Source organism: Sedimentitalea sp. (genome assembly GCF_039973035.1).
Lineage (GTDB): Bacteria > Pseudomonadota > Alphaproteobacteria > Rhodobacterales > Rhodobacteraceae > Sedimentitalea.
Genome location: NZ_JBDWLR010000094.1, coordinates 157,655 through 176,087, shown reverse-complemented (window position 1 = coordinate 176,087; position 18,433 = coordinate 157,655). Strand labels below are relative to the sequence as shown.

Here is an 18,433-nt window from a genome sequence, read left to right as displayed (position 1 = left end):
AAAATGCGGCGCAGGGGGTGCGATGATCGTCGTTGAAGACGTGCACAAGCATTTTGGCGGATTTCACGCCGTGGACGGGGCATCGCTGGAGATTGCCGAAGGATCAATCACCGGGTTGATCGGACCAAACGGAGCCGGAAAGACCACGCTTTTCAACGTGATTGCAGGTGTTCTTGAACCAACGTCCGGGCGCGTGACGATGGCAGGTGAAGACATCACCGGGCTGCCGCCACATGATCTGTTTCACAAGGGATTGTTGCGCACGTTTCAGATTGCGCACGAATTTTCGTCGATGACATGCCGCGAGAACCTGATGATGGTGCCCGGTGAACAGTCGGGCGAGACACTTTGGAACACTTGGTTTGGCCGCAAACGAATTGCCGATGAAGAGCGGGCGTTGCGAGCCAAGGCGGATGAGGTGCTGGAGTTTCTGACCATCGAGCATCTGGCCGATCACAAGGCCGGGCAAGTATCGGGTGGGCAGAAAAAGCTGCTGGAGCTTGGCCGCACCATGATGGTGGATGCCCGGATCGTGTTCCTGGACGAGGTTGGCGCGGGCGTGAACCGGACCCTGTTGAACACAATTGGTGACGCGATCATTCGGCTGAACGAAGAGCGCGGATACACGTTCGTTGTCATCGAACACGACATGGATTTCATCGGACGCTTGTGTGACCCGGTGATCTGCATGGCAGAGGGCAAGGTGCTCGCTGAAGGGACATTGGACGAAATCAAGGCCAATGAACACGTGATTGAAGCCTATCTGGGGACCGGATTGAAGAACAAGGACAAGGTGGGCGCATGATCAAAGCAAGGCAATTGCGCGCCTGCGGCGCATTCGATTTCCGTGTTGGGGCTCTGCCCCAAACCCCGGAGTATTGCGACAAAGATGAAGGGGTTGGACATGTCTTCTGATCCTTATGGAGATCGTGGGAACAAGGACCGCTCTATTGCCAATCCGCATGGGGCGGGCAGCTTGCGGGCCTCTCCGGGAACCGGGCAAGCCATGGAAACGGCCAATGCATTTTTAATCGGGGACAGTATGACCGGCGGCTATGGCAAGGGGCCGGATATTCTGCATGACTGCACCGTGGCTGTCGACAAGGGCGAGATCGCGGTGATCGTCGGGCCCAACGGCGCAGGCAAATCAACAGCGATGAAAGCGGTTTTCGGAATGCTGGACGTGCGGCAGGGGTCGGTGCGGCTGGACGGGGAAGACATTACCGGGCTGTCACCACAGGACAGGGTCGTGAAAGGTATGGGGTTTGTTCCGCAGACCAACAACATCTTTACCTCGATGACCGTGGAAGAGAACCTTGAAATGGGCGCGTTCATTCGGACCGATGATTTTTCCGATACGATGGAGCAGGTCTATGATTTGTTCCCGATCCTCAAGGAAAAGCGCGTTCAGGCAGCAGGTGAATTGTCGGGCGGGCAACGCCAGCAGGTCGCTGTGGGGCGCGCATTGATGACGCGGCCGAAGGTACTTATGCTGGACGAACCAACGGCAGGGGTGAGCCCGATCGTCATGGATGAGTTGTTTGATCGGATCATCGAAGTGGCTCGCACCGGCATCCCGATCCTGATGGTCGAGCAAAACGCGCGACAGGCGTTGGAGATTGCCGACAAGGGCTATGTTCTGGTGCAGGGACGCAACGCCTATTCCGGCACGGGTAAGGATTTGCTCGAAGATCCCGAAGTACGCAAGAGCTTTCTGGGAGGATAAGATGCGTTTCTTAACAGGGCTGGCTTTCGTTGTGATCTGTTCGTCTAATATTGGTTCAGCCTCTGCTCAAGTATACCGATGTGCAGTCAACAGAATCTGCCATACTTTCATGGATTGCCCCGAAGGCATTGATTGCGAAATAAACAATCAATGTCTGGACGGTGATACCTACGCTATCGGGCTGGCGATCAATCCGCAGAAGACGCATGCGCGAATTTCAGATGACAAGGGCCTCATTCACAATTTTTCCGTCCAGCCTTCGCAACCTTGGACGATTGCGGTGGGAGCAAATGCAAGTGGTGACACATTCAATTCCATGTTTACCCTCTATCGAACACAAAAGTTGGTTATGACGACCCATGTTTATGTCTCCGATGATGACCAAAAGCAGAGCTTTCCAACTGTACTGAACATCCTTGGCCTCTGTGCGGAAGAAGTGTCGTAATGGATTTCCTTAACGCTATTGTCGCCCTCTCCAACTATGTGCTGATCCCGGCCATGTCCTATGGTAGCCAACTGGCGCTTGGCGCTTTGGGTGTCACGTTGATCTATGGGATCCTGCGGTTCTCGAACTTTGCCCATGGCGATACCATGGCGTTCGGGGCCATGGTGACCATTCTTGTGACCTGGTGGATGCAATCGATTGGCATCAGCTTTGGCCCGCTGCCGACCGCCCTGCTCGCCCTGCCCTTTGGCATTCTCGGTTGTGCGCTGATGGTTCTGGCGACGGACAAGATGGTGTATCAATTCTATCGCGAACAAAAGGCCAAGCCGGTCATATTGGTGATCGTTTCGATGGGGATCATGTTCATCATGAACGGCCTTGTGCGGTTCATCATCGGGCCGGATGATCAAAACTTTTCGGACGGGTCGCGGTTCATCATTTCGGCGCGCGAATTCAAACGAATGACGGGGCTGGACGAAGGGCTTGCGATCAAGACTAGCCAAGGCATTACGGTAATCACCGCGATCGTGGTGGTGGCGCTGTTGTTCTGGTTTCTGAACCGAACGCGCACTGGGAAATCCATGCGGGCCTATTCCGACAACGAGGATCTGGCGCTTCTCTCGGGCATCAATCCCGAGCGTGTTGTCATGTACACTTGGTGCATCGTTGCTGCGTTGGCGACGGTAGCTGGCGTACTCTATGGGCTTGATAAGTCGTTCAAACCCTTCACCTATTTCCAGTTGCTTCTGCCAATCTTTGCCAGCGCCATTGTCGGCGGCCTGGGCAGTCCGCTGGGTGCGATTGCCGGCGGTTTCATCATCGCGTTTTCCGAGGTCACGATCACCTATGCCTGGAAGAAAGTCCTGATCTATCTGATGCCGGAACCGCTTGAACCCGATGGGCTCGTGCAGTTGTTGAGCACGGATTACAAGTTCGCAGTCTCTTTTGTGATCCTGCTGATCGTTCTGCTGTTCCGTCCAACCGGTATTTTCAGAGGGAAAGCGCTATGAGCGAGGCCGTTAAAAACACCGGTCTGTTCGCAATCGTCGGCGGGTTGATTCTGTTGACCGGCTTTATGCAGAGCTGGAATGCGGCACTGTTGATCCTGAACATGGGGTTGATTTCTGCGGTCATGGCGATTGGCGTGAACCTGCAATGGGGGTTCGCAGGGCTCTTTAATATCGGCGTCATGGGGTTTGTCGCGCTCGGCGGACTGGCGGCGGTTCTGGTTTCCATGCCTCCGACACCGGCGGCATGGGCCGCAGGGGGCGCCGGTATCATCGCCGGTCTTGTTCTGGGTGCGCTCACGGTTGTGGCGGCGGTTTTCCTGTTAAGGCGAATGCAGGCGGGTTTGGCCCGGAACGTAGCGTTGATCGCATTGCTGGTGGGCGGGTTCTTTCTGTACCGAGCGGTTCTGGATCCGTCGGTCGAGGCCGTTGAAAAGGTTGACCCGGCGATCACAGGATATCTTGGCGGGCTTGGTCTGCCGGTCATCCTCGCGTGGCCTTTTGGTGGTCTGCTGGCGGCAGGAGCCGCGTGGCTGATCGGTAAAACAGCGCTTGGCCTGCGATCAGATTACCTTGCGATTGCGACGCTAGGCATTGCCGAGATCATCATTGCAATCCTCAAGAACGAGGACTGGCTGTCGCGTGGGGTCAAGAACGTGGTCGGTATCTCCCGCCCGGTTCCCTATGAGATCGACCTGCAGAACGATCCGGGTTTTGTAGATCGCGCTGCCGGATTTGGTCTTGATCCAGTCACGGCATCGACCCTTTATGTCAAACTCGGTTATGCGCTGCTCTTTCTGATTGTGTTGCTGGTGTTGCTCTGGATGGCACAAAAGGCGCTCAAAAGCCCGTGGGGCCGGATGATGCGCGCAATACGGGACAACGAGGTTGCCGCCGAAGCAATGGGCAAGGATGTGACCCGCAGGCACCTGCAGGTCTTTGTTCTGGGCAGTGCCGTTTGTGGGATCGCTGGGGCGATGATGACGACCATGGACGGGCAATTGACGCCCGGCACCTATCAGCCGCTACGGTTCACGTTCCTCGTCTGGGTGATGGTGATCGTTGGTGGATCCGGCAATAATTTCGGCTCGGTCCTTGGAGCGATGCTGATCTGGTTTCTGTGGGTTCAGGTCGAACCGATCGGGATCTTCCTGCTCGATGTTCTGACGTCGGGAATGTCGGATGGTCCGCTGAAATCGCATCTGCTGGACAGTGCGGCGCATATGCGTCTGTTGACCATGGGGCTGGTACTGATCCTCGTCTTGCGGTTCAGTCCGCGTGGATTAATCCCGGAGAAATAGGAAATCGCCATGAAAACGTCCACATGTTGCGATGTTAACGCTTATGAGTCTCCGTTGCGCTAAATTCCCCGTGTCAACGCGCTTCGTTTCAAGTTAGTGAATGGAGATGAGCCTTTGGTTGTCTTGAATGAGTAAGGATTCCACGATGAAAATACCCTGTGTTCCCGCCGCCCTGATCTTATCAGTAGTTGCTGTTGCTGGATGTGTGCCCTCGCCCGCAAGTTTTGAATCGGCACCCGTGCAGGTGCAAACGGCTCAGGGTGTCGTCACATGCCAGCTTTACACTCCGGAACGTGTGTACTGGGATCGTGCGATTGACAGGCCAAACTCAATGTCAGTACAGCAAGGCGATGCGGTGTGCCGGGCAGAGGGTGAGCGGCGCAAGAATAGCTGAGGCCGTCACAGGCGCCGTTCTGCAGCGTCTCTGCTCTGCCCCGAAACACAGCTCATATTCCAACGCGCTGAGAACTTTGATTTCAGTCAGCGTCAGATGGATCGGTTTCGGGTCGAAACGTTCTAGCGCCCTTTGAACAATCCGCCGAGGATGCCGCGCACGATGCGGCGTCCGGTTGTCCCTGAGAGCTCTTTCATGACGTTCTTGGTCAGCGCTTCGGCAAAGCCGCTGCCGCTTTGCTTCGTCTTACGCGAGGTCGAGCGACTGACACGGCTACCTGAATAGCGGCGTCCGGCGTTGAACTCGCGGAACATCGGTTCCATCTCTTCGGCCTTTTCCTCGGACTTCGCCGCTTCGGTAGCGGCCTGCGCCGCGCGTTGGGCCAGGATCTCGTATGCCGATTTCCGGTCCAGCGTCGTGTCGTACTTGCCCGCCATGTCCGATGCCGCGAGATGGGCCTGCCGTTCCTCGACTGTAATCGGACCAAGTTGCGAGGACGGCGGACGGATCAATGTGCGTTCGACAATACCGGGTACGCCCTTGTCCTGTAGCATCGAGGTCACCGCCTCGCCGACGCCAACCTCTCGGATTGCGTCTTCGGTCGAAAACCGGGGATTCTCGCGATAGGTTTCCGCGGCCAGTTTTAGATTCTTGCGATCCTTGGCAGTGAACGCGCGCAGGGCATGTTGAATGCGATTGCCCAGCTGTCCAAGGATGTCTTCGGGCACGTCGGCGGGATTCTGGGTGATGAAATAGACCCCCACCCCTTTGGACCGGATCAAGCGAGCAACCTGCTCGACCTTGTCCACAAGCGCCTTGGGCGCGTCGTCAAACAGCAGATGTGCTTCGTCAAAGAAAAAGACCAGCTTGGGTTTGTCCGGGTCACCGACTTCGGGAAGTTCCTCGAACAATTCGCTGAGCAGCCACAGCAGGAAAGTCGCGTAGAGACCCGGTGCGCTCATCAGCTTGTCAGCAGCAAGGATGTTGACCACGCCCTTTCCTTCCGCGTCAGTGCGCATCATATCAGCGAGTTCCAGCGCGGGTTCGCCAAAGAGTTTTGCGCCTCCCTGATTTTCGAGCACCAACAACCGGCGTTGAATCGCGCCGATCGACGAGGTCGAGACATTGCCATAGCGCAGTGACAGGGTTTCGCGGTTTTCTCCGATCCAGACCAGCAAGGACTGCAAATCCTTGAGATCAAGCAGCGGCAAACCTTCTTCGTCCGAAAGACGAAAGGCGATATTCAAAATACCTTCCTGCGCCTCGGTCAGTTCCAGCAATCGGGCCAACAACAACGGACCCATTTCCGCGACTGTTGTTCGCACCGGGTGGCCTTGGTCGCCGAACAAATCCCAGAACGTCACCGGATAAGCTCGGTATCCATAGCTGGTGAACCCGATCTTTGCGGCACGGGCCGTAAACGCATCGTGCAGCTTGTGATCTACGCGCCCTGGTTTTGCCAAACCGGAAAGGTCGCCTTTGACGTCAGAGAGAAAGACCGGGACACCGGCATCACTGAACCCCTCAGCGATGATTTGCAGCGTGACGGATTTGCCCGTGCCGGTTGCCCCGGCGACCAGACCATGACGGTTCGCGTATTTCAGGCTCAATCCTTGAGGGCTGGCATATTCCTCGCCCCCCCCACCGATAAAAATTTTGCCATCCATACCAACTTGCCCCCTGACTTACCGTGCCTATCGCACCGACCATACTAACTTAACTTTTCGCTGCCATAGTTAATTCGCGCGCTAAAGAGGGTCGATTGGCCCGGCGGGCACTTCCTCCCTGTTAGACTGGCCGTGCCTTCGGGTACGGCCCTTTTTTCAAACAACTTCGATTCTCAGGCGAAAGTGTCGGTTTTAACGCCTTTTTATTGGCGTAGCTGTTGACCGACGGGCGGGCCTCTCGTAACGTCGCGCCATAACTAAGTCGGCCAGTCCGACGGGGAGACAACCTATACTTAAAGGGGGCTTTACGGCCCCCTTTTCTCGTTGTGCCTTTTTGCTGTTGAAAGCCCAATGTTTACGGGCGGAAACTCCTTCAAACCATAGCGATCAGTTGAATATCCGCCTGACACCGCTGCACTGTCGTGATAAGGCGTCGGCAATTGCGGACTGTGCGCAATGGAATCGCCGATGCCGTGCAGGATGCTCCGAGCAACTATAAACAAACGAGACAGGCACATGTTCAAATACCTTTCCCCCTTCGCCGCGTTGGCGCTGGCCGCGATGTCTTATCCGGCACTTGCACAACAGACCGACGACGCCGCAGCGCCCGAAGAACCGGCGGTGTCCGAAGACGCGGCTCCAGACACAGGCCCGCAGTTGGATCTCGGACAGCCCGTGACCGAAGGCCCCAAACTCGGCGAGCGCTATTCAAAAGAAAAGATCGGCGACTGGGACATGGCGTGCATCCGCACCGAAGCTGAAACCGATCCTTGCTCGCTTCTCCAGATCATGCGGGATGACTCAGGTAACGCCGTCGCCGAAATGTCGCTGTTCCGGATCGAAAACGGCGGCCAAGCCGCTGCCGGCGCAACCATTCTGGTGCCACTGGAAACCCTGCTGCCTGCGCAGTTGACCATTGCGGTCGATGACGCGCCCGGCAAGCGCTATAACTATACCTATTGCAGCCCGGTCGGCTGTGCCGCGCAGATCGGCCTGACACAGGAAGACATAGACACGTTCAAGAAGGGCAACAGCGCCACCGTAACACTGGTCCCAGCCCCTGCGCCGGATCAGGTTGTCTCGCTGACGCTGTCTCTCAAGGGATTTACCGCCGGTTATGACTCTGTGGATGTCGTCAAGCAGTAATAGCCTACACATCTTGTCAAATTCAGACGCCGGGCCAGTTGGTCCGGCGTTTTTCGTCAGACCTTGCGCAAGACCAGAACCGCGTTCAAACCGCCAAACGCAAAGGCGTTCGAAACCGCGACCTCGACCTGTGCATTGCGCGCTACATTGGGGACCACGTCAAGCGCGCACTCTGGGTCGGATTCTTCATAGCCAATCGTCGGGGCGATAACGCCGTCGCGCAAGGCCATTATACAGGCCAGCAACTCGACCGCACCGGTTCCACCGATCAGATGCCCGTGCATGGATTTGGTTGAACTGATCATCAGTTTGTCGGCATGCGGTCCGAACACGTCGGCAACTGCGGCGCATTCGGTCTTGTCATTGGCCGCCGTGCCCGTGCCGTGCGCATTGATGTATCCCACTTCAGAGGGCGCAACCCGCGCATCACTGAGCGCCCCGGCCATCGCGCGTGCCGCGCCCTGTTTGGACGGCATCACGATATCGGATGCATCCGACGACATGGCAAACCCTGCGACCTCGGCCAGAATATCGGCACCACGGGCGCGTGCGTGTTCGTAGTCTTCAAACACGAATATGCCTGCGCCTTCGCCCTGAACCATCCCGTTGCGACCAAGACTGAACGGACGGCAGGCGTCTCGCGACATGACACGCAGCCCTTCCCACGCCTTGACGCCGCCAAAGCAGAGCATCGATTCAGACCCGCCGGTGATCATTGCCGGGGCCATTCCGCTGCGCACCATGGCAAAGGCTTGCGCCATCGCGTGGTTGGAACTCGCACAGGCCGTCGACACCGTAAACGACGGCCCCTTGAGGTTGTATTGCATGCTGACGTGACTGGCGGCCGCGTTGTTCATCAGTTTGGGTACGACAAACGGGTGCACCCGGTTCTTTCCGTCCTCATAGACGCTGCGATAATTGTCGTCCCATGTTGACACCCCACCACCGGCCGTACCCAAGACGACCCCTGATCGGGCCGAAAGATCACCGTGAAATTCCAGCCCAGACTGGCTGATCGCCTCTTTGGCTGCGGTCAGCGTAAACTGGGTAAAGCGGTCATAGAGCGACATTTGCTGCCGGTTGAACCGCCCCTCGGCTTCGAACCCGCGCACCTGTCCACCAATGCGGATGGACAGCCGCTCTACGTCACGGAACTCCAGATCGCCGATCCCACAACGTCCTTCGCGCATCGCGGCCAGGGTTTCAGGAACAGAATGTCCAAGCGCGTTGATCGTGCCAGCGCCGGTGATGACGACCCGGTTCATTATCTCTCTGCCCTGCCCTATGCCTTCTCCGACACGAGCTTTTCTATTCCGGCGACGATGGCGGCGACGCTGGATATGTCAAAGTCGCTGTCGGTCGGCTCGTTGGCGTTGAAGGGGATGGTTATGTCGAACTCTTCCTCAATGGCAAAGATGCTCTCGACCAGCCCCAGGCTGTCGATCCCAAGACTTTCGAGTGTGCTGTCCATTGCCACGTCAGACGGTTCAAGAACGGCCTGTTCCGCGATGATCGCTATGACCTTTTCATTGATGCTCATAATCTGGTCCCAAGCTGTGCGTCTGGCGCTGACTTAGTCCTTCGCCTCCGCTTTGAAAACAGCCTTTTGTAACGCTGCGACGTCACGCGCCAAACGCGGGAGGCGACGCTGTGCCTTGTATATCTCGGTATGGGTTTCCATCTTGATCGCCGGATACCCCATCATCACGCGTCCTGCCGGGGCATTTGACAGGATCTTGGTACCGCCCGCCGCGATCACGTTGTCGCCGATAAATATATTATCGACGACCCCGACCTGCCCCCCAAGGATCACGTTGTTGCCAATATCGACCGAACCAGAGATTCCGACCTGCCCGCATAACAGACAGTCCGTTCCGACACGGGTGTTGTGGCCAACATGGACAAGGTTATCAAGCTTGGTACCGCTGCCGATCCTTGTGTTCCGAATGGTGCCGTTATCGACCGTGCAATTTGCACCGCACTCGACATCGTCGCCGATTTCAACCGCCCCGAGCGAATGGATCCGAACCCAGCTTTGCGCTTTGGCATCTCCCTGATCCCCAAGGGTCTTGCGCACGTTTTCCGCGCCGCTCACTTCAGGCGTGACAAAGGAAAACCCATCGGCACCGATCCGTGCTCCGGGCTGTGCAATAAAGCGGTCCCCGATCTGAACCCGCGCTCCGATACTGACCATTTCGCGCAAATAGGCATGTTCGCCGAGCGTTGCATCGGTTCCGATGGTGCAATGAGGACCGATCACCGACCCGGCCCCGATCCGAACCCCTGCGCCAATCACACAAAGCGGACCAACCGAAACATCAGGCGCCAAATGCGCCGTTGGATCAATCACCGCACTTGGGTGGATGCCCGGTGCAAACCCCTGACCGGGGTCGAGCATCGACGTCAGGCTGGACATTGCCATGCGCGGGCGTCCGGTGAATATCGCCGCGTCCAGCCCCATGCCCGCCCAGTCAGCGTCTTCCCAGAGGATCGCCGCTCGCGCCTGCCCCAAGGCGAGCGCCTCGCCGTACTTCGCAGACATCGCGAGCGCCAAATCATCGGCTGCCGCGTCTACCGGTTCGGCGGCACCTTTGATGACAAAGGACAGGTCGCCGACGGCCTCGGCGCCAAGTGCGGTTGCAATCTCTTCGATCGTAAATGTCATGGTAGGTCCCCGTTGCAAGCAGCTCCGGGTTCGTGATTACCCCTGAACAGCGCCCAGAGTCACCCCCGCATTCTCGAGCGCCTTCCAGATCTTGGCGTCACGGCCATAGACATCGCGGCGGTACTCGGCGTTCCCTTTGGGGTCGATGACGGCGGTGCGATAGATAATGTGCACCGGCACCGGCGCGTCCAGGACTACCTTGGTTTCACGCCCGGACTTCAGAATGCGCTGAAACTCTCCCTTTGGGTCATCCGATTGCACGGCGAGAAGCGCATAGGCAAAATCAAACGGATCAGCCAGACGAATACACCCATGCGAAAAGGCTCGGACTTCGCGGTCAAAAAGGCTCTTGGACGGCGTATCATGCAGATAAATGTTGTATTTGTTGGGGAACATGAACTTGACCAGCCCTAGTGCATTGCGACTGCTCGGAGGTTGCCGCATCGCATAGGGAAAATTTCGTGCGCTATACTGAGCAAAGTTGGCATTGGCGCGATTGACGCGACGCCCACGGCTATCGGTGATTTCGATATGACCAACGGCATGCGGGTTGTTCCGGAGTTTTGGCAAATATTCCTTGGTCACAATCGAGCGCGGCACATACCAGCTCGGGTTCACGACCATGAACTCCATCTCGTCCGAAAACTCCGGGCTACGCCGATCACTGGTGTTCTTGCCGATCACTGAGCGTGTCTGAAACGTGACCTTGCCGTTATCGATGATCTTGGCGCTAAAGTCCGTCTGGTTGACCAGAACATGGCGCGGACCCAATTCCATATTGATCCAGCGTTCGCGCTCCATCGCGACGATCACTGATTTCAATCGCTGCTGAACCGAGACGTTGACTTCGTTCATCGTACCCTTGCCAGCGACACCATCGGCGGCGAGGCCATGCGCTAGCTGAAACCGTTGAATGGCTTCCTGCATCTGCACATCATAGGTTTGCGATGCGCTGCGCCCCATGTACCCCATGGCAATCAAACGATTGCGCAGCGTGACGACCGGCGCGCCGGTTTGACCGGGCTTGAGGCTGCTCGCCGAGACGGTCGGACCCCAACCACCTTGCTCCATCAAACCTTCAAGCTGCAGCTTTTCTTTCATCAACGCACGGTATTGCGCGGATTGCGGAGGAAGGGTTTTCAGGAACTCCCGCGGAGACCCCGCGGCAAACTCGGTCAAAGATGCTGTCCGGTCGCGATACGGCACCTGCCGCACGAGGCCGCCATCAATGCGTGATGGCACCAGCGTCCCCGTCTGTACATCACGGGCATATTGCAGAAGCATCTTGCTGAGTTCGACCTCGACCAAGCCCAAATCACGTGTTGTTTGCGCGGTTTCCATCTGCTCGCGCAGCGCCGCCACATTGTAGCGCGCAGGTGACAGTCCGTGAATATCGACCGCTGAAAGCGCCCTGATCAGTTCGACCCGCCGCGCTTGATGTTCGGTCGATTGACCCGTCCATAGCGGTTCATAGGCGTTGTCACGATAAAAGGCGGCTATGTCGCCGTCCGTCGACGCCGCTTCGGCGACCGCCTGTTTGAAGGCCGTGACTTGCGCAATTGAGGGGACGGTCCAAAGGTTGAACAGGACAAGTACCGCAACAATCAAACCCAATGGTTTGAATACACGAGGCAAATTCAACTGTTCAGTCATGAGACATTCCTTAAAATCAGTAACATTGTAAGTCACGAGCACCATCTATCAATTTTAGGAACGTAGACCCACTTGTCCATCAAACTCTGCCATCAGTGCTAACTCGATGTTACTCTGATGTTTGACTGCATCGCTTCGCCCGCTCGCTGGATTCGCGGTTCGGTGGTTGCGCAAAAAATCGCCGAAATTCCAGCATATTTAAAACTTGCACAATTCCCAGCTTGGAATGTGGGCAATAATGTGGCATGAAAACGACACATCAGGGGATGGATGTAACAACGATGTGAGAATGCGCGCGTAACATCGCGCGCGGGCAGGAATACAAGCGTACAGGACGGCGCAGGATATGAGACAGAACGACTCATCGGGTTTTACCCGGCGTGCCCTATTGGGTGCATTTGCAGCAACGGCAGTAGCAGCGACACCAACCTTTTCCAACGCAGCAGGGTTCCTTCGGGGTGGCGGAGATATTCGCCGGATCCGGATGTATTCCGGACGCACCGGTGAACGGTTGGATATGATCTATTGGATCGACGGGAAATACATCAAGGACGCAGTGAAAGAAGTGAACCACTTCATGCGCGATTGGCGGACCGATCAGGCCAAGAGCATGGACCTGCGGACCATCGACATCATGGCCGCCGCGCACAACCTGATGGATGTGAACGAGCCCTACATGCTGTTGTCCGGCTATCGCAGCCCCCAGACCAACGCAATGTTGCGCCGCCGCTCACGTGGTGTCGCCAAGAACTCGTTGCACATGAAAGGTCAGGCAGCTGATCTTCGGCTCTCTTCCCGCTCGGTCAGCCAAATGGCGCGCGCTGCGAGTGCCTGCAGCGCTGGCGGTGTCGGGCGCTATTCCCGATCGAATTTTGTCCATATGGACTGCGGCGTTGTCCGCACATGGGGTGGCTGACGCCCCCTGACGAAATACACAGACGCACCAGGGAAGGCCGTTGCAATTCGCAGCGGCTTTTTCTTTGGCAAACAGCCTTTAAGTTGTTGATAGACGAAAAGTTGTCCGAGTGTAGGGGCGCAGTCCGCAGCGCCCCTCCCTCAACTTGACGTCGCCAAACAAGAAGCGGGCGGTCGCTGAAACCAGGACCGCCCGTAAAACTTATCAGTGATCTGCCACCTAGAAGTTGAGCGACAGGTCCCGGTGTACAGAGTTACACTTTGCGAGGAACAGGGCCTGATCGCGACTGAATCGGGGCTGCTGGCGGGCGCCAACATTCTCGGCAATCCCTGCGATATAGGCTTGAACACCCGGGCGCACCTCTTGCTCTGCCGCTTCACGCCAGCGCAGTTGCTCTTCGTAGGCAGAGACGGCGCTGGCATATTCGGAAACAGCCTTGGCGCGGTCCTCTTTGCCCTCACGCAGGGCCCGACGAGAGGTGGACAGTGCCGACGCGATATCTCGCGCACCGGCGATCTTGGCAAACGCTTTCCCGATTGCGTCCACAGCAGCCTCGGCATCCTCGCGTGAACCGTTGGCGACCGTGCCGGACATGCCTTTCAAATCATCCTCAAGGGCTGCGAACTCTGCGTTGGCATCCATAATTGCAAGGAACTCGACCGCAGGTTCGACCGCATCATCAGATGCACGACGATACTGATTGCGGGCCGTTTCCTCGGCCTTGGTCAGAGCAGCAAAAGTTGTGTGCGTCCCTTCCCAACTTTCAGGAATGTCGGCCGCGATGACCTCTTTCTCTGCTTCAAGCTCGGCAATGCGTTCCTCGATCTTCGCACGCCGTTCTGCTTCACTCTCATCATTCATGAACCGCGCCGAACGCTGCAACTCGTCGATTTCAACATCGAGTTTGCGCATGTCCTTTTGAAGGTCTCGAACGATCCGCATAATCGGACGATAATCGCTGGACGCAGCCTGAACGGCCGCCTCGGTTGCGGTGATACCGCCAAGAAGCGTCACAGCCTCGCCCGCACGGTCAAAGGCCCCTTTCAGATCCGATGCCATGCTCTGCGGCAACACCGACACATCCAGCGCCTGCGCCTTGGAGATCGCCCCGTTGATCGCATCACCGTTGATCATCACCTGTTCAAGCACGTATTCCTCAAGGCATTGCTGCAGTTTCGGATTGCGTGGCGGCGGAGATGTCTCGGAAAGAAAGCTCATCCGGTTGGGCAAATAGTTGACCAGTTGCGGATAGTAGCCAACGATCGCAAGCGCCAGAAGTTGCAGTCCGATAAAGGAAATGACGCCTTTGTAGATCTGCACCGTCTTGACGATTGCCGGGGCAACGCCCCGCAAATAGAACAGCGCAAAGCCGAACGGTGGCGTCAGGAACGACGTCTGGATATTCAGACCGATCATGACACCAAGCCAGACCGCTGTGATGTTCGCCTCGGGATCCGCCAGCAGGATCGGTGCGACGATTGGCACGACGACCACGGCGATCTCGATAAAGTCGAGAAAGAAGCCGAGGACGAAAATCACGCCCATCACGATGACAAATTGCGTCCAGAATCCGCCCGGAAGCGAGTTGAGGAAATCACGGACCAGTTCCTCGCCACCAAAGGCACGGAAGGCTGCCGTCAACATCGCAGCACCCAGCAGGATGATGAACACCAGCGATGTGGTCTTGGCCGTTTCGGTCATCACCTCGTGCAGCGTGTTGTCGACCTTGAGTACGCGTATCCCGCTCCAGATCAGGGCTACAACAAGCAGGACCACGGCGATGACGCCAAGGACGATCCCTGTCATATCACCGCCGACAACCAGAATTGCCTTGATGTTCATGTTGTATCTGGACAGCGCAAACACGATCATCCCGAGCGCCAGGAACGTCAGCAACGCCGGGTAATAGGTGAGCTTGTTCGGTTCGGTAATCCGATACCCCGCCATGATGATGGCACCGGCCGCACCGATGGCGCCTGCCTGGTTTACCGTAGCAACACCGGTCAGGATCGATCCCAACACAAGAAAGATCAACGCAAGCGGCGGCACAAGTGTCAGGGTGACATTGGCCCAGAACGCCATATCGCGCGCGCCCTCATATGGCACGGCAGGCGCCGATTTGGGGCGCAGGATCGCGTAGATCAGAATAAAGATCATATAGACCAGCACCAGAACGATGCCGGGCACAAACGCCCCAAGAAACATTTCGCCAGCACTGGTCGAGGCCACGTCAAAGACGCTTGGCATGCTCAGTTCGCCGGTCGCTTCCTTGTAGAGCGCCTTACGCGCCGTGCTTGCCTGATCCGACGCACTGGCCAGCTGGTCAGCGAGAATGATCAGCACGATGGACGGCGGAATGATCTGCCCCAAGGTGCCGGAGGCCGCAATCGTGCCTGTAGCGAGCGACTGTGAATAGTTGTTGCGCAGCATCGCGGGCAACGAAATCATACCCATTGCAACCACTGTCGCGCCAACGATCCCTGTCGTTGCCGCCAGCAGTGCACCCACGAAGACAACCGAGATACCCAGACCACCGGGAACGGGGCCGAACAGGCGCGCCATGGTGACCAGCAGGTCTTCGGCGATCTTGGAACGCTGCAGCATGATGCCCATGAAGATGAACAGCGGAATCGCAATCAGCGTATCTCGTTCAACCTCCCAATAGACCCCTCGAAGGTTGGTCACCCCCGCCGTCAGCCATTGTGAGGGTCCGCCCGAATGAAAATAGGCATCTGGATTGTCGGCAAAGATATATCCGCTGCCTGCTGCCAGAGCGATCGTGATGATCGCCGATCCGGGGAGCGCGAATGCAACTGGGAAACCCGACGCCAAGGCCGTGGCCATGATGACGATCAGGATGAATAGAAAAAGGAGTTCCATGCGTGCGGCCTCAGTGTGAAATGGCAGCGACTTCGCGCTTGCCGGGTTCGTCGCGCGCGTCGGCGACAGCCTCGAACAGGTAGCTGACGAACTGTATCAGCATCGTCACCGCGAAAATCCCAAGGAACGCCGCCATCTGGTATTTGACAAACATCCCCGCGGTGCCAACCTGCGACACCTCGAAATTCGCAACCGGCGAATTGATGATGGCCTGCTTGGAGCCAAGCCCGATGATGATGATGGTCCACGTCGTCACGATACCCAGGAAAATGCAGCCGATCGAGTTTATGCGCCCCTTGGTGCGGGAACCAAAGCCCGCATAGAGGACATCAACCCGGACGTGACCTTCCTCGAGCAATGTGTAAGCCGAGGCGAAAAGGAACAGAGCCGCGTACCAATACCGCACAAGATCGCCCATCAGCGCCTGTTCATACGAAAAGACAAAGCGCGAAATCACGATCAGGAGTTCGGCGACCACGATCAAAAGGGCGAGCCAGATAAAGCCCAACGACCGCGAAAACAGGGCCGCCACAAATCCCAGCAGGATCAGCGGGACATGGACATAAGGGCCGATGAAACGCGATCGGGTCAGCTCCTTTGCCATGTCGCCCGACACCAACGACGTCAGCAACCCTTCGACCCGCAGAAAGGCGATCGCGAAATCAGCTACTCCGACAAAGAGGACAGCAAAGTAGCAGCCTCGTATCAGATAAGCGTTGAAGTCACTGATCATATGCGCGTCATAGCGCAGCGTTCGGGTCGACGTTCGCTGCACTAAAAGTCCCGCGCCCACCAGTGCCAGCAAGTAGGTCGCGGCCAACACCCACGCACGCTTGTCCGTCCCGCTAAACAGCGACGTGATCGTCGGATAGTCATACCAGACGATAAGCACGTTGTTGATCAAAAATGTCAAAAGGACCAACAATGTGGCCCAACCAAAATACCGCACATAGGGTGCGGGTGCACCGCGTGGCGACAGAATCTCTGCCTCTGAGGTAGCGTTCATTGCGATTTCCCCAATCATACAGCCCGGTTCAGGTCGGGTCAGTCTCACGCAGGGTCAGCGGAGTACCTGTTGAAAAGCAGGGGGCAGCCCGAGAGCTGTCCCCTGCCTGCTACACAGCGAACAACGTTTAACCGATATCCAGGATACGGTTACGCTGTTTGGTGAATTCGATCTCGGCAATGGCACGCCAGCCACCGATCTCGCGCAGCGACGCCTGATAGGCATCGTTGATCTTGGCGGCGAGTGGCGAGTGATCGCGCGTTTCCTCGAACACTTCTTCGGCCGCGCTGCCGAATGCGTCCCAGACTTCCTCATTGAACGCGCGCACCTGGACGCCGTGTTCGTTCACGAGTTTACCCAGATACTCACCATTCTTGGCCGAGGCTTCTTCGATCTGTGCCGCCATTTCTTCGTTACAGCAGGCGGTGATCACGGCCTGCTCGTAATCGGACAGGCTTTCCCACCAGGATTTGTTCATGCCAAAACCCAGTCCGCCACCCGGCTCGTGCATGCCGGCGGTATAGTAGTATTTGGCCGCTTCGTAGAACTTCATGAAATAGTCGTTGTACGGACCAACCCATTCGGTCGCTTCGATCGCGCCGGAAACCAGGTTTTCATAGATTTGGCCGCCCGGCAGCGACACGGTGGACACGCCCAGCTTGGTCATAACGGCACCCGCAAGTCCGGGGATACGCATCTTGAGGCCGTTCAGATCGTCAGGCGACAGGATCTCTTTGTTGAACCAGCCACCGGCCTGCGCGCCAGTACCACCGCAGGTGATGGTCTTGAGGCCAAACTCGCCAGCCAGTTCATCCCACAGTTCCTGACCGCCAGCGAACTTGATCCATGCGTTCCATTCCGGTGTGGTCATGCCAAACGGAACAGAGGTGAAATAGTTGAAGCCCGGATGTTTGCCGCCGAAATAGTATTCAGCGCCGATATAGGCTTGGCTGTTGCCGCTTGCGACTTCGTCAAAGACGTCAAACGCGCCGACACGTTCGCCTGCCGCAAAATACTCGGTGCGCAATGCGCCGCCGGAAACAACTGTGATTCGTTCGGCCAGTCGCTGTGCCGAAGAACCAAGACCGGGGAAATCCCGAGGCCACGTCGATACGATGGTAATCGTTTTGCCACCCTGGGCGATGGCTGGTGCTGCCAGTGCTGCACCGGTGCCGGCAATCGCGGCACCCTTCAAAAACTTACGACGTTCCATATTCCCATTTTCCTCCTGTTGGGTCGGTAGTATTTTTTATTATTTCGGGCGGAACGGCCCAAAGAGCGTGCTCCGCCTTCAACGTCGCGCCAGCGTATTCGTAAGCCGCAGAATTGCAATGGCTTTTGATCCCGAAAACGACGCTTGCTCAGGTTTAGCGTCACAACAGTCCATTGCAAATCTGCTTTTGCCCGGATTGACGTAAGGGCATCTCCCCATTTGGCCGGTTTACGCTGCATCTCAAAACACCGGTGCAACGGTGCTCCACAAGCCTCTGTTTTGGGACAACAATATAGCCTTTCGCCCTGTCATTTTCGACCGTTTGGATGGCTGTAAAAGCCACGTAGGCATAGTGAAGTTGCCGCCTTTAGTTGGAGTTCCTCAACGAGCCAGCGCGGCTTCTGGCATATGATT

At 57.0% G+C, this 18,433-nt stretch carries 15 protein-coding genes; 7 read left to right on the top strand and 8 right to left on the bottom strand.

The window, feature by feature from the left end:
- Nucleotides 1–22: 22 nt before the first annotated feature.
- From ABJO75_RS25810 to ABJO75_RS25790, 5 genes are all read left to right on the top strand, one after another.
- Nucleotides 23–805, top strand: coding sequence for an ABC transporter ATP-binding protein (locus tag ABJO75_RS25810; RefSeq protein ID WP_348125286.1), 783 nt, complete (start codon nucleotides 23–25; stop codon nucleotides 803–805).
- A 99-nt stretch (nucleotides 806–904) separates the two neighbouring features.
- Entirely contained in the window at nucleotides 905–1,726 is an 822-nt protein-coding gene (locus ABJO75_RS25805) for an ABC transporter ATP-binding protein (RefSeq protein WP_348125284.1), read from the top strand.
- A 1-nt stretch (nucleotide 1,727) separates the two neighbouring features.
- On the top strand, nucleotides 1,728–2,171 hold the full coding sequence (locus tag ABJO75_RS25800; RefSeq protein WP_348125282.1) for a hypothetical protein: 444 nt from the start codon (nucleotides 1,728–1,730) through the stop codon (nucleotides 2,169–2,171).
- Complete coding sequence (locus ABJO75_RS25795) at nucleotides 2,171–3,181, top strand: branched-chain amino acid ABC transporter permease (protein WP_348125280.1); 1,011 nt, start codon at nucleotides 2,171–2,173, stop codon at nucleotides 3,179–3,181. Before ABJO75_RS25800 ends, ABJO75_RS25795 begins: the two co-directional genes overlap by 1 nt.
- Nucleotides 3,178–4,479 carry a branched-chain amino acid ABC transporter permease gene (locus tag ABJO75_RS25790; RefSeq protein ID WP_348125278.1) on the top strand — a complete coding sequence of 434 codons (1,302 nt, stop codon included), beginning with the start codon at nucleotides 3,178–3,180 and terminating at the stop codon, nucleotides 4,477–4,479. The genes ABJO75_RS25795 and ABJO75_RS25790 overlap by 4 nt, the downstream gene beginning before the upstream one ends.
- Nucleotides 4,480–4,995: 516 nt before the next feature.
- On the opposite strand, the gene ABJO75_RS25785 is transcribed toward ABJO75_RS25790, so the two are convergent.
- The gene (locus ABJO75_RS25785; protein ID WP_348125276.1) at nucleotides 4,996–6,540 is read right to left on the bottom strand and encodes a helicase HerA-like domain-containing protein; all 1,545 of its coding nucleotides are present in this window, start codon (nucleotides 6,538–6,540) and stop codon (nucleotides 4,996–4,998) included.
- 516 nt (nucleotides 6,541–7,056) lie between these two features.
- On the opposite strand from ABJO75_RS25785, the gene ABJO75_RS25780 reads away from it, so the two are divergent.
- Nucleotides 7,057–7,686, top strand: a complete 630-nt coding sequence (locus ABJO75_RS25780) for an invasion associated locus B family protein (protein WP_348125274.1) — start codon at nucleotides 7,057–7,059, stop codon at nucleotides 7,684–7,686.
- A gap of 56 nt (nucleotides 7,687–7,742) precedes the next feature.
- Here ABJO75_RS25780 and ABJO75_RS25775 read toward each other — a convergent pair whose 3' ends face one another.
- From ABJO75_RS25775 to ABJO75_RS25760, 4 genes are read right to left on the bottom strand one after another with little or no spacing between them, the layout of a single operon-like run.
- Nucleotides 7,743–8,951, bottom strand: coding sequence for a beta-ketoacyl-[acyl-carrier-protein] synthase family protein (locus ABJO75_RS25775; protein WP_348125272.1), 1,209 nt, complete (start codon nucleotides 8,949–8,951; stop codon nucleotides 7,743–7,745).
- A 17-nt stretch (nucleotides 8,952–8,968) separates the two neighbouring features.
- The gene (locus ABJO75_RS25770; protein ID WP_348125270.1) at nucleotides 8,969–9,226 is read right to left on the bottom strand and encodes a phosphopantetheine-binding protein; all 258 of its coding nucleotides are present in this window, start codon (nucleotides 9,224–9,226) and stop codon (nucleotides 8,969–8,971) included.
- A gap of 33 nt (nucleotides 9,227–9,259) precedes the next feature.
- Nucleotides 9,260–10,351: a UDP-3-O-(3-hydroxymyristoyl)glucosamine N-acyltransferase gene (gene lpxD, locus ABJO75_RS25765; protein ID WP_348125269.1), complete on the bottom strand. Its 1,092-nt coding sequence runs from the start codon at nucleotides 10,349–10,351 to the stop codon at nucleotides 9,260–9,262.
- Nucleotides 10,352–10,387: 36 nt separating this feature from the next.
- The gene (locus ABJO75_RS25760; protein ID WP_348125267.1) at nucleotides 10,388–12,004 is read right to left on the bottom strand and encodes a L,D-transpeptidase family protein; all 1,617 of its coding nucleotides are present in this window, start codon (nucleotides 12,002–12,004) and stop codon (nucleotides 10,388–10,390) included.
- 346 nt (nucleotides 12,005–12,350) lie between these two features.
- Here ABJO75_RS25760 and ABJO75_RS25755 point away from each other — a divergent pair, with 346 nt between their 5' ends.
- Nucleotides 12,351–12,920 carry a DUF882 domain-containing protein gene (locus tag ABJO75_RS25755; protein WP_348125265.1) on the top strand — a complete coding sequence of 190 codons (570 nt, stop codon included), beginning with the start codon at nucleotides 12,351–12,353 and terminating at the stop codon, nucleotides 12,918–12,920.
- 219 nt (nucleotides 12,921–13,139) lie between these two features.
- Here ABJO75_RS25755 and ABJO75_RS25750 read toward each other — a convergent pair whose 3' ends face one another.
- The 3 genes from ABJO75_RS25750 to ABJO75_RS25740 all read right to left on the bottom strand — a co-directional run bounded on the left by ABJO75_RS25750 (nucleotide 13,140) and on the right by ABJO75_RS25740 (nucleotide 18,019).
- Complete coding sequence (locus ABJO75_RS25750; protein ID WP_348125263.1) at nucleotides 13,140–15,800, bottom strand: TRAP transporter large permease subunit; 2,661 nt, start codon at nucleotides 15,798–15,800, stop codon at nucleotides 13,140–13,142.
- Nucleotides 15,801–15,810: 10 nt separating this feature from the next.
- On the bottom strand, nucleotides 15,811–16,806 hold the full coding sequence (locus ABJO75_RS25745; RefSeq protein WP_348125261.1) for a TRAP transporter small permease subunit: 996 nt from the start codon (nucleotides 16,804–16,806) through the stop codon (nucleotides 15,811–15,813).
- 127 nt (nucleotides 16,807–16,933) lie between these two features.
- Nucleotides 16,934–18,019: a TRAP transporter substrate-binding protein gene (locus ABJO75_RS25740; RefSeq protein ID WP_348125259.1), complete on the bottom strand. Its 1,086-nt coding sequence runs from the start codon at nucleotides 18,017–18,019 to the stop codon at nucleotides 16,934–16,936.
- Nucleotides 18,020–18,433: the final 414 nt, after the last annotated feature.

Bases quoted from the DNA above. Each gene is read 5' to 3' on its own strand.
- ABJO75_RS25810 (WP_348125286.1), top strand. From the start codon at position 23: ATGATCGTCGTTGAAGACGTGCACAAGCATTTTGGCGGATTTCACGCC.
- ABJO75_RS25805 (WP_348125284.1), top strand. From the start codon at position 905: ATGTCTTCTGATCCTTATGGAGATCGTGGGAACAAGGACCGCTCTATT.
- ABJO75_RS25800 (WP_348125282.1), top strand. From the start codon at position 1,728: ATGCGTTTCTTAACAGGGCTGGCTTTCGTTGTGATCTGTTCGTCTAAT.
- ABJO75_RS25795 (WP_348125280.1), top strand. From the start codon at position 2,171: ATGGATTTCCTTAACGCTATTGTCGCCCTCTCCAACTATGTGCTGATC.
- ABJO75_RS25790 (WP_348125278.1), top strand. From the start codon at position 3,178: ATGAGCGAGGCCGTTAAAAACACCGGTCTGTTCGCAATCGTCGGCGGG.
- ABJO75_RS25785 (WP_348125276.1), bottom strand. From the start codon at position 6,540: ATGGATGGCAAAATTTTTATCGGTGGGGGGGGCGAGGAATATGCCAGC.
- ABJO75_RS25780 (WP_348125274.1), top strand. From the start codon at position 7,057: ATGTTCAAATACCTTTCCCCCTTCGCCGCGTTGGCGCTGGCCGCGATG.
- ABJO75_RS25775 (WP_348125272.1), bottom strand. From the start codon at position 8,951: ATGAACCGGGTCGTCATCACCGGCGCTGGCACGATCAACGCGCTTGGA.
- ABJO75_RS25770 (WP_348125270.1), bottom strand. From the start codon at position 9,226: ATGAGCATCAATGAAAAGGTCATAGCGATCATCGCGGAACAGGCCGTT.
- lpxD (WP_348125269.1), bottom strand. From the start codon at position 10,351: ATGACATTTACGATCGAAGAGATTGCAACCGCACTTGGCGCCGAGGCC.
- ABJO75_RS25760 (WP_348125267.1), bottom strand. From the start codon at position 12,004: ATGACTGAACAGTTGAATTTGCCTCGTGTATTCAAACCATTGGGTTTG.
- ABJO75_RS25755 (WP_348125265.1), top strand. From the start codon at position 12,351: ATGAGACAGAACGACTCATCGGGTTTTACCCGGCGTGCCCTATTGGGT.
- ABJO75_RS25750 (WP_348125263.1), bottom strand. From the start codon at position 15,800: ATGGAACTCCTTTTTCTATTCATCCTGATCGTCATCATGGCCACGGCC.
- ABJO75_RS25745 (WP_348125261.1), bottom strand. From the start codon at position 16,806: ATGAACGCTACCTCAGAGGCAGAGATTCTGTCGCCACGCGGTGCACCC.
- ABJO75_RS25740 (WP_348125259.1), bottom strand. From the start codon at position 18,019: ATGGAACGTCGTAAGTTTTTGAAGGGTGCCGCGATTGCCGGCACCGGT.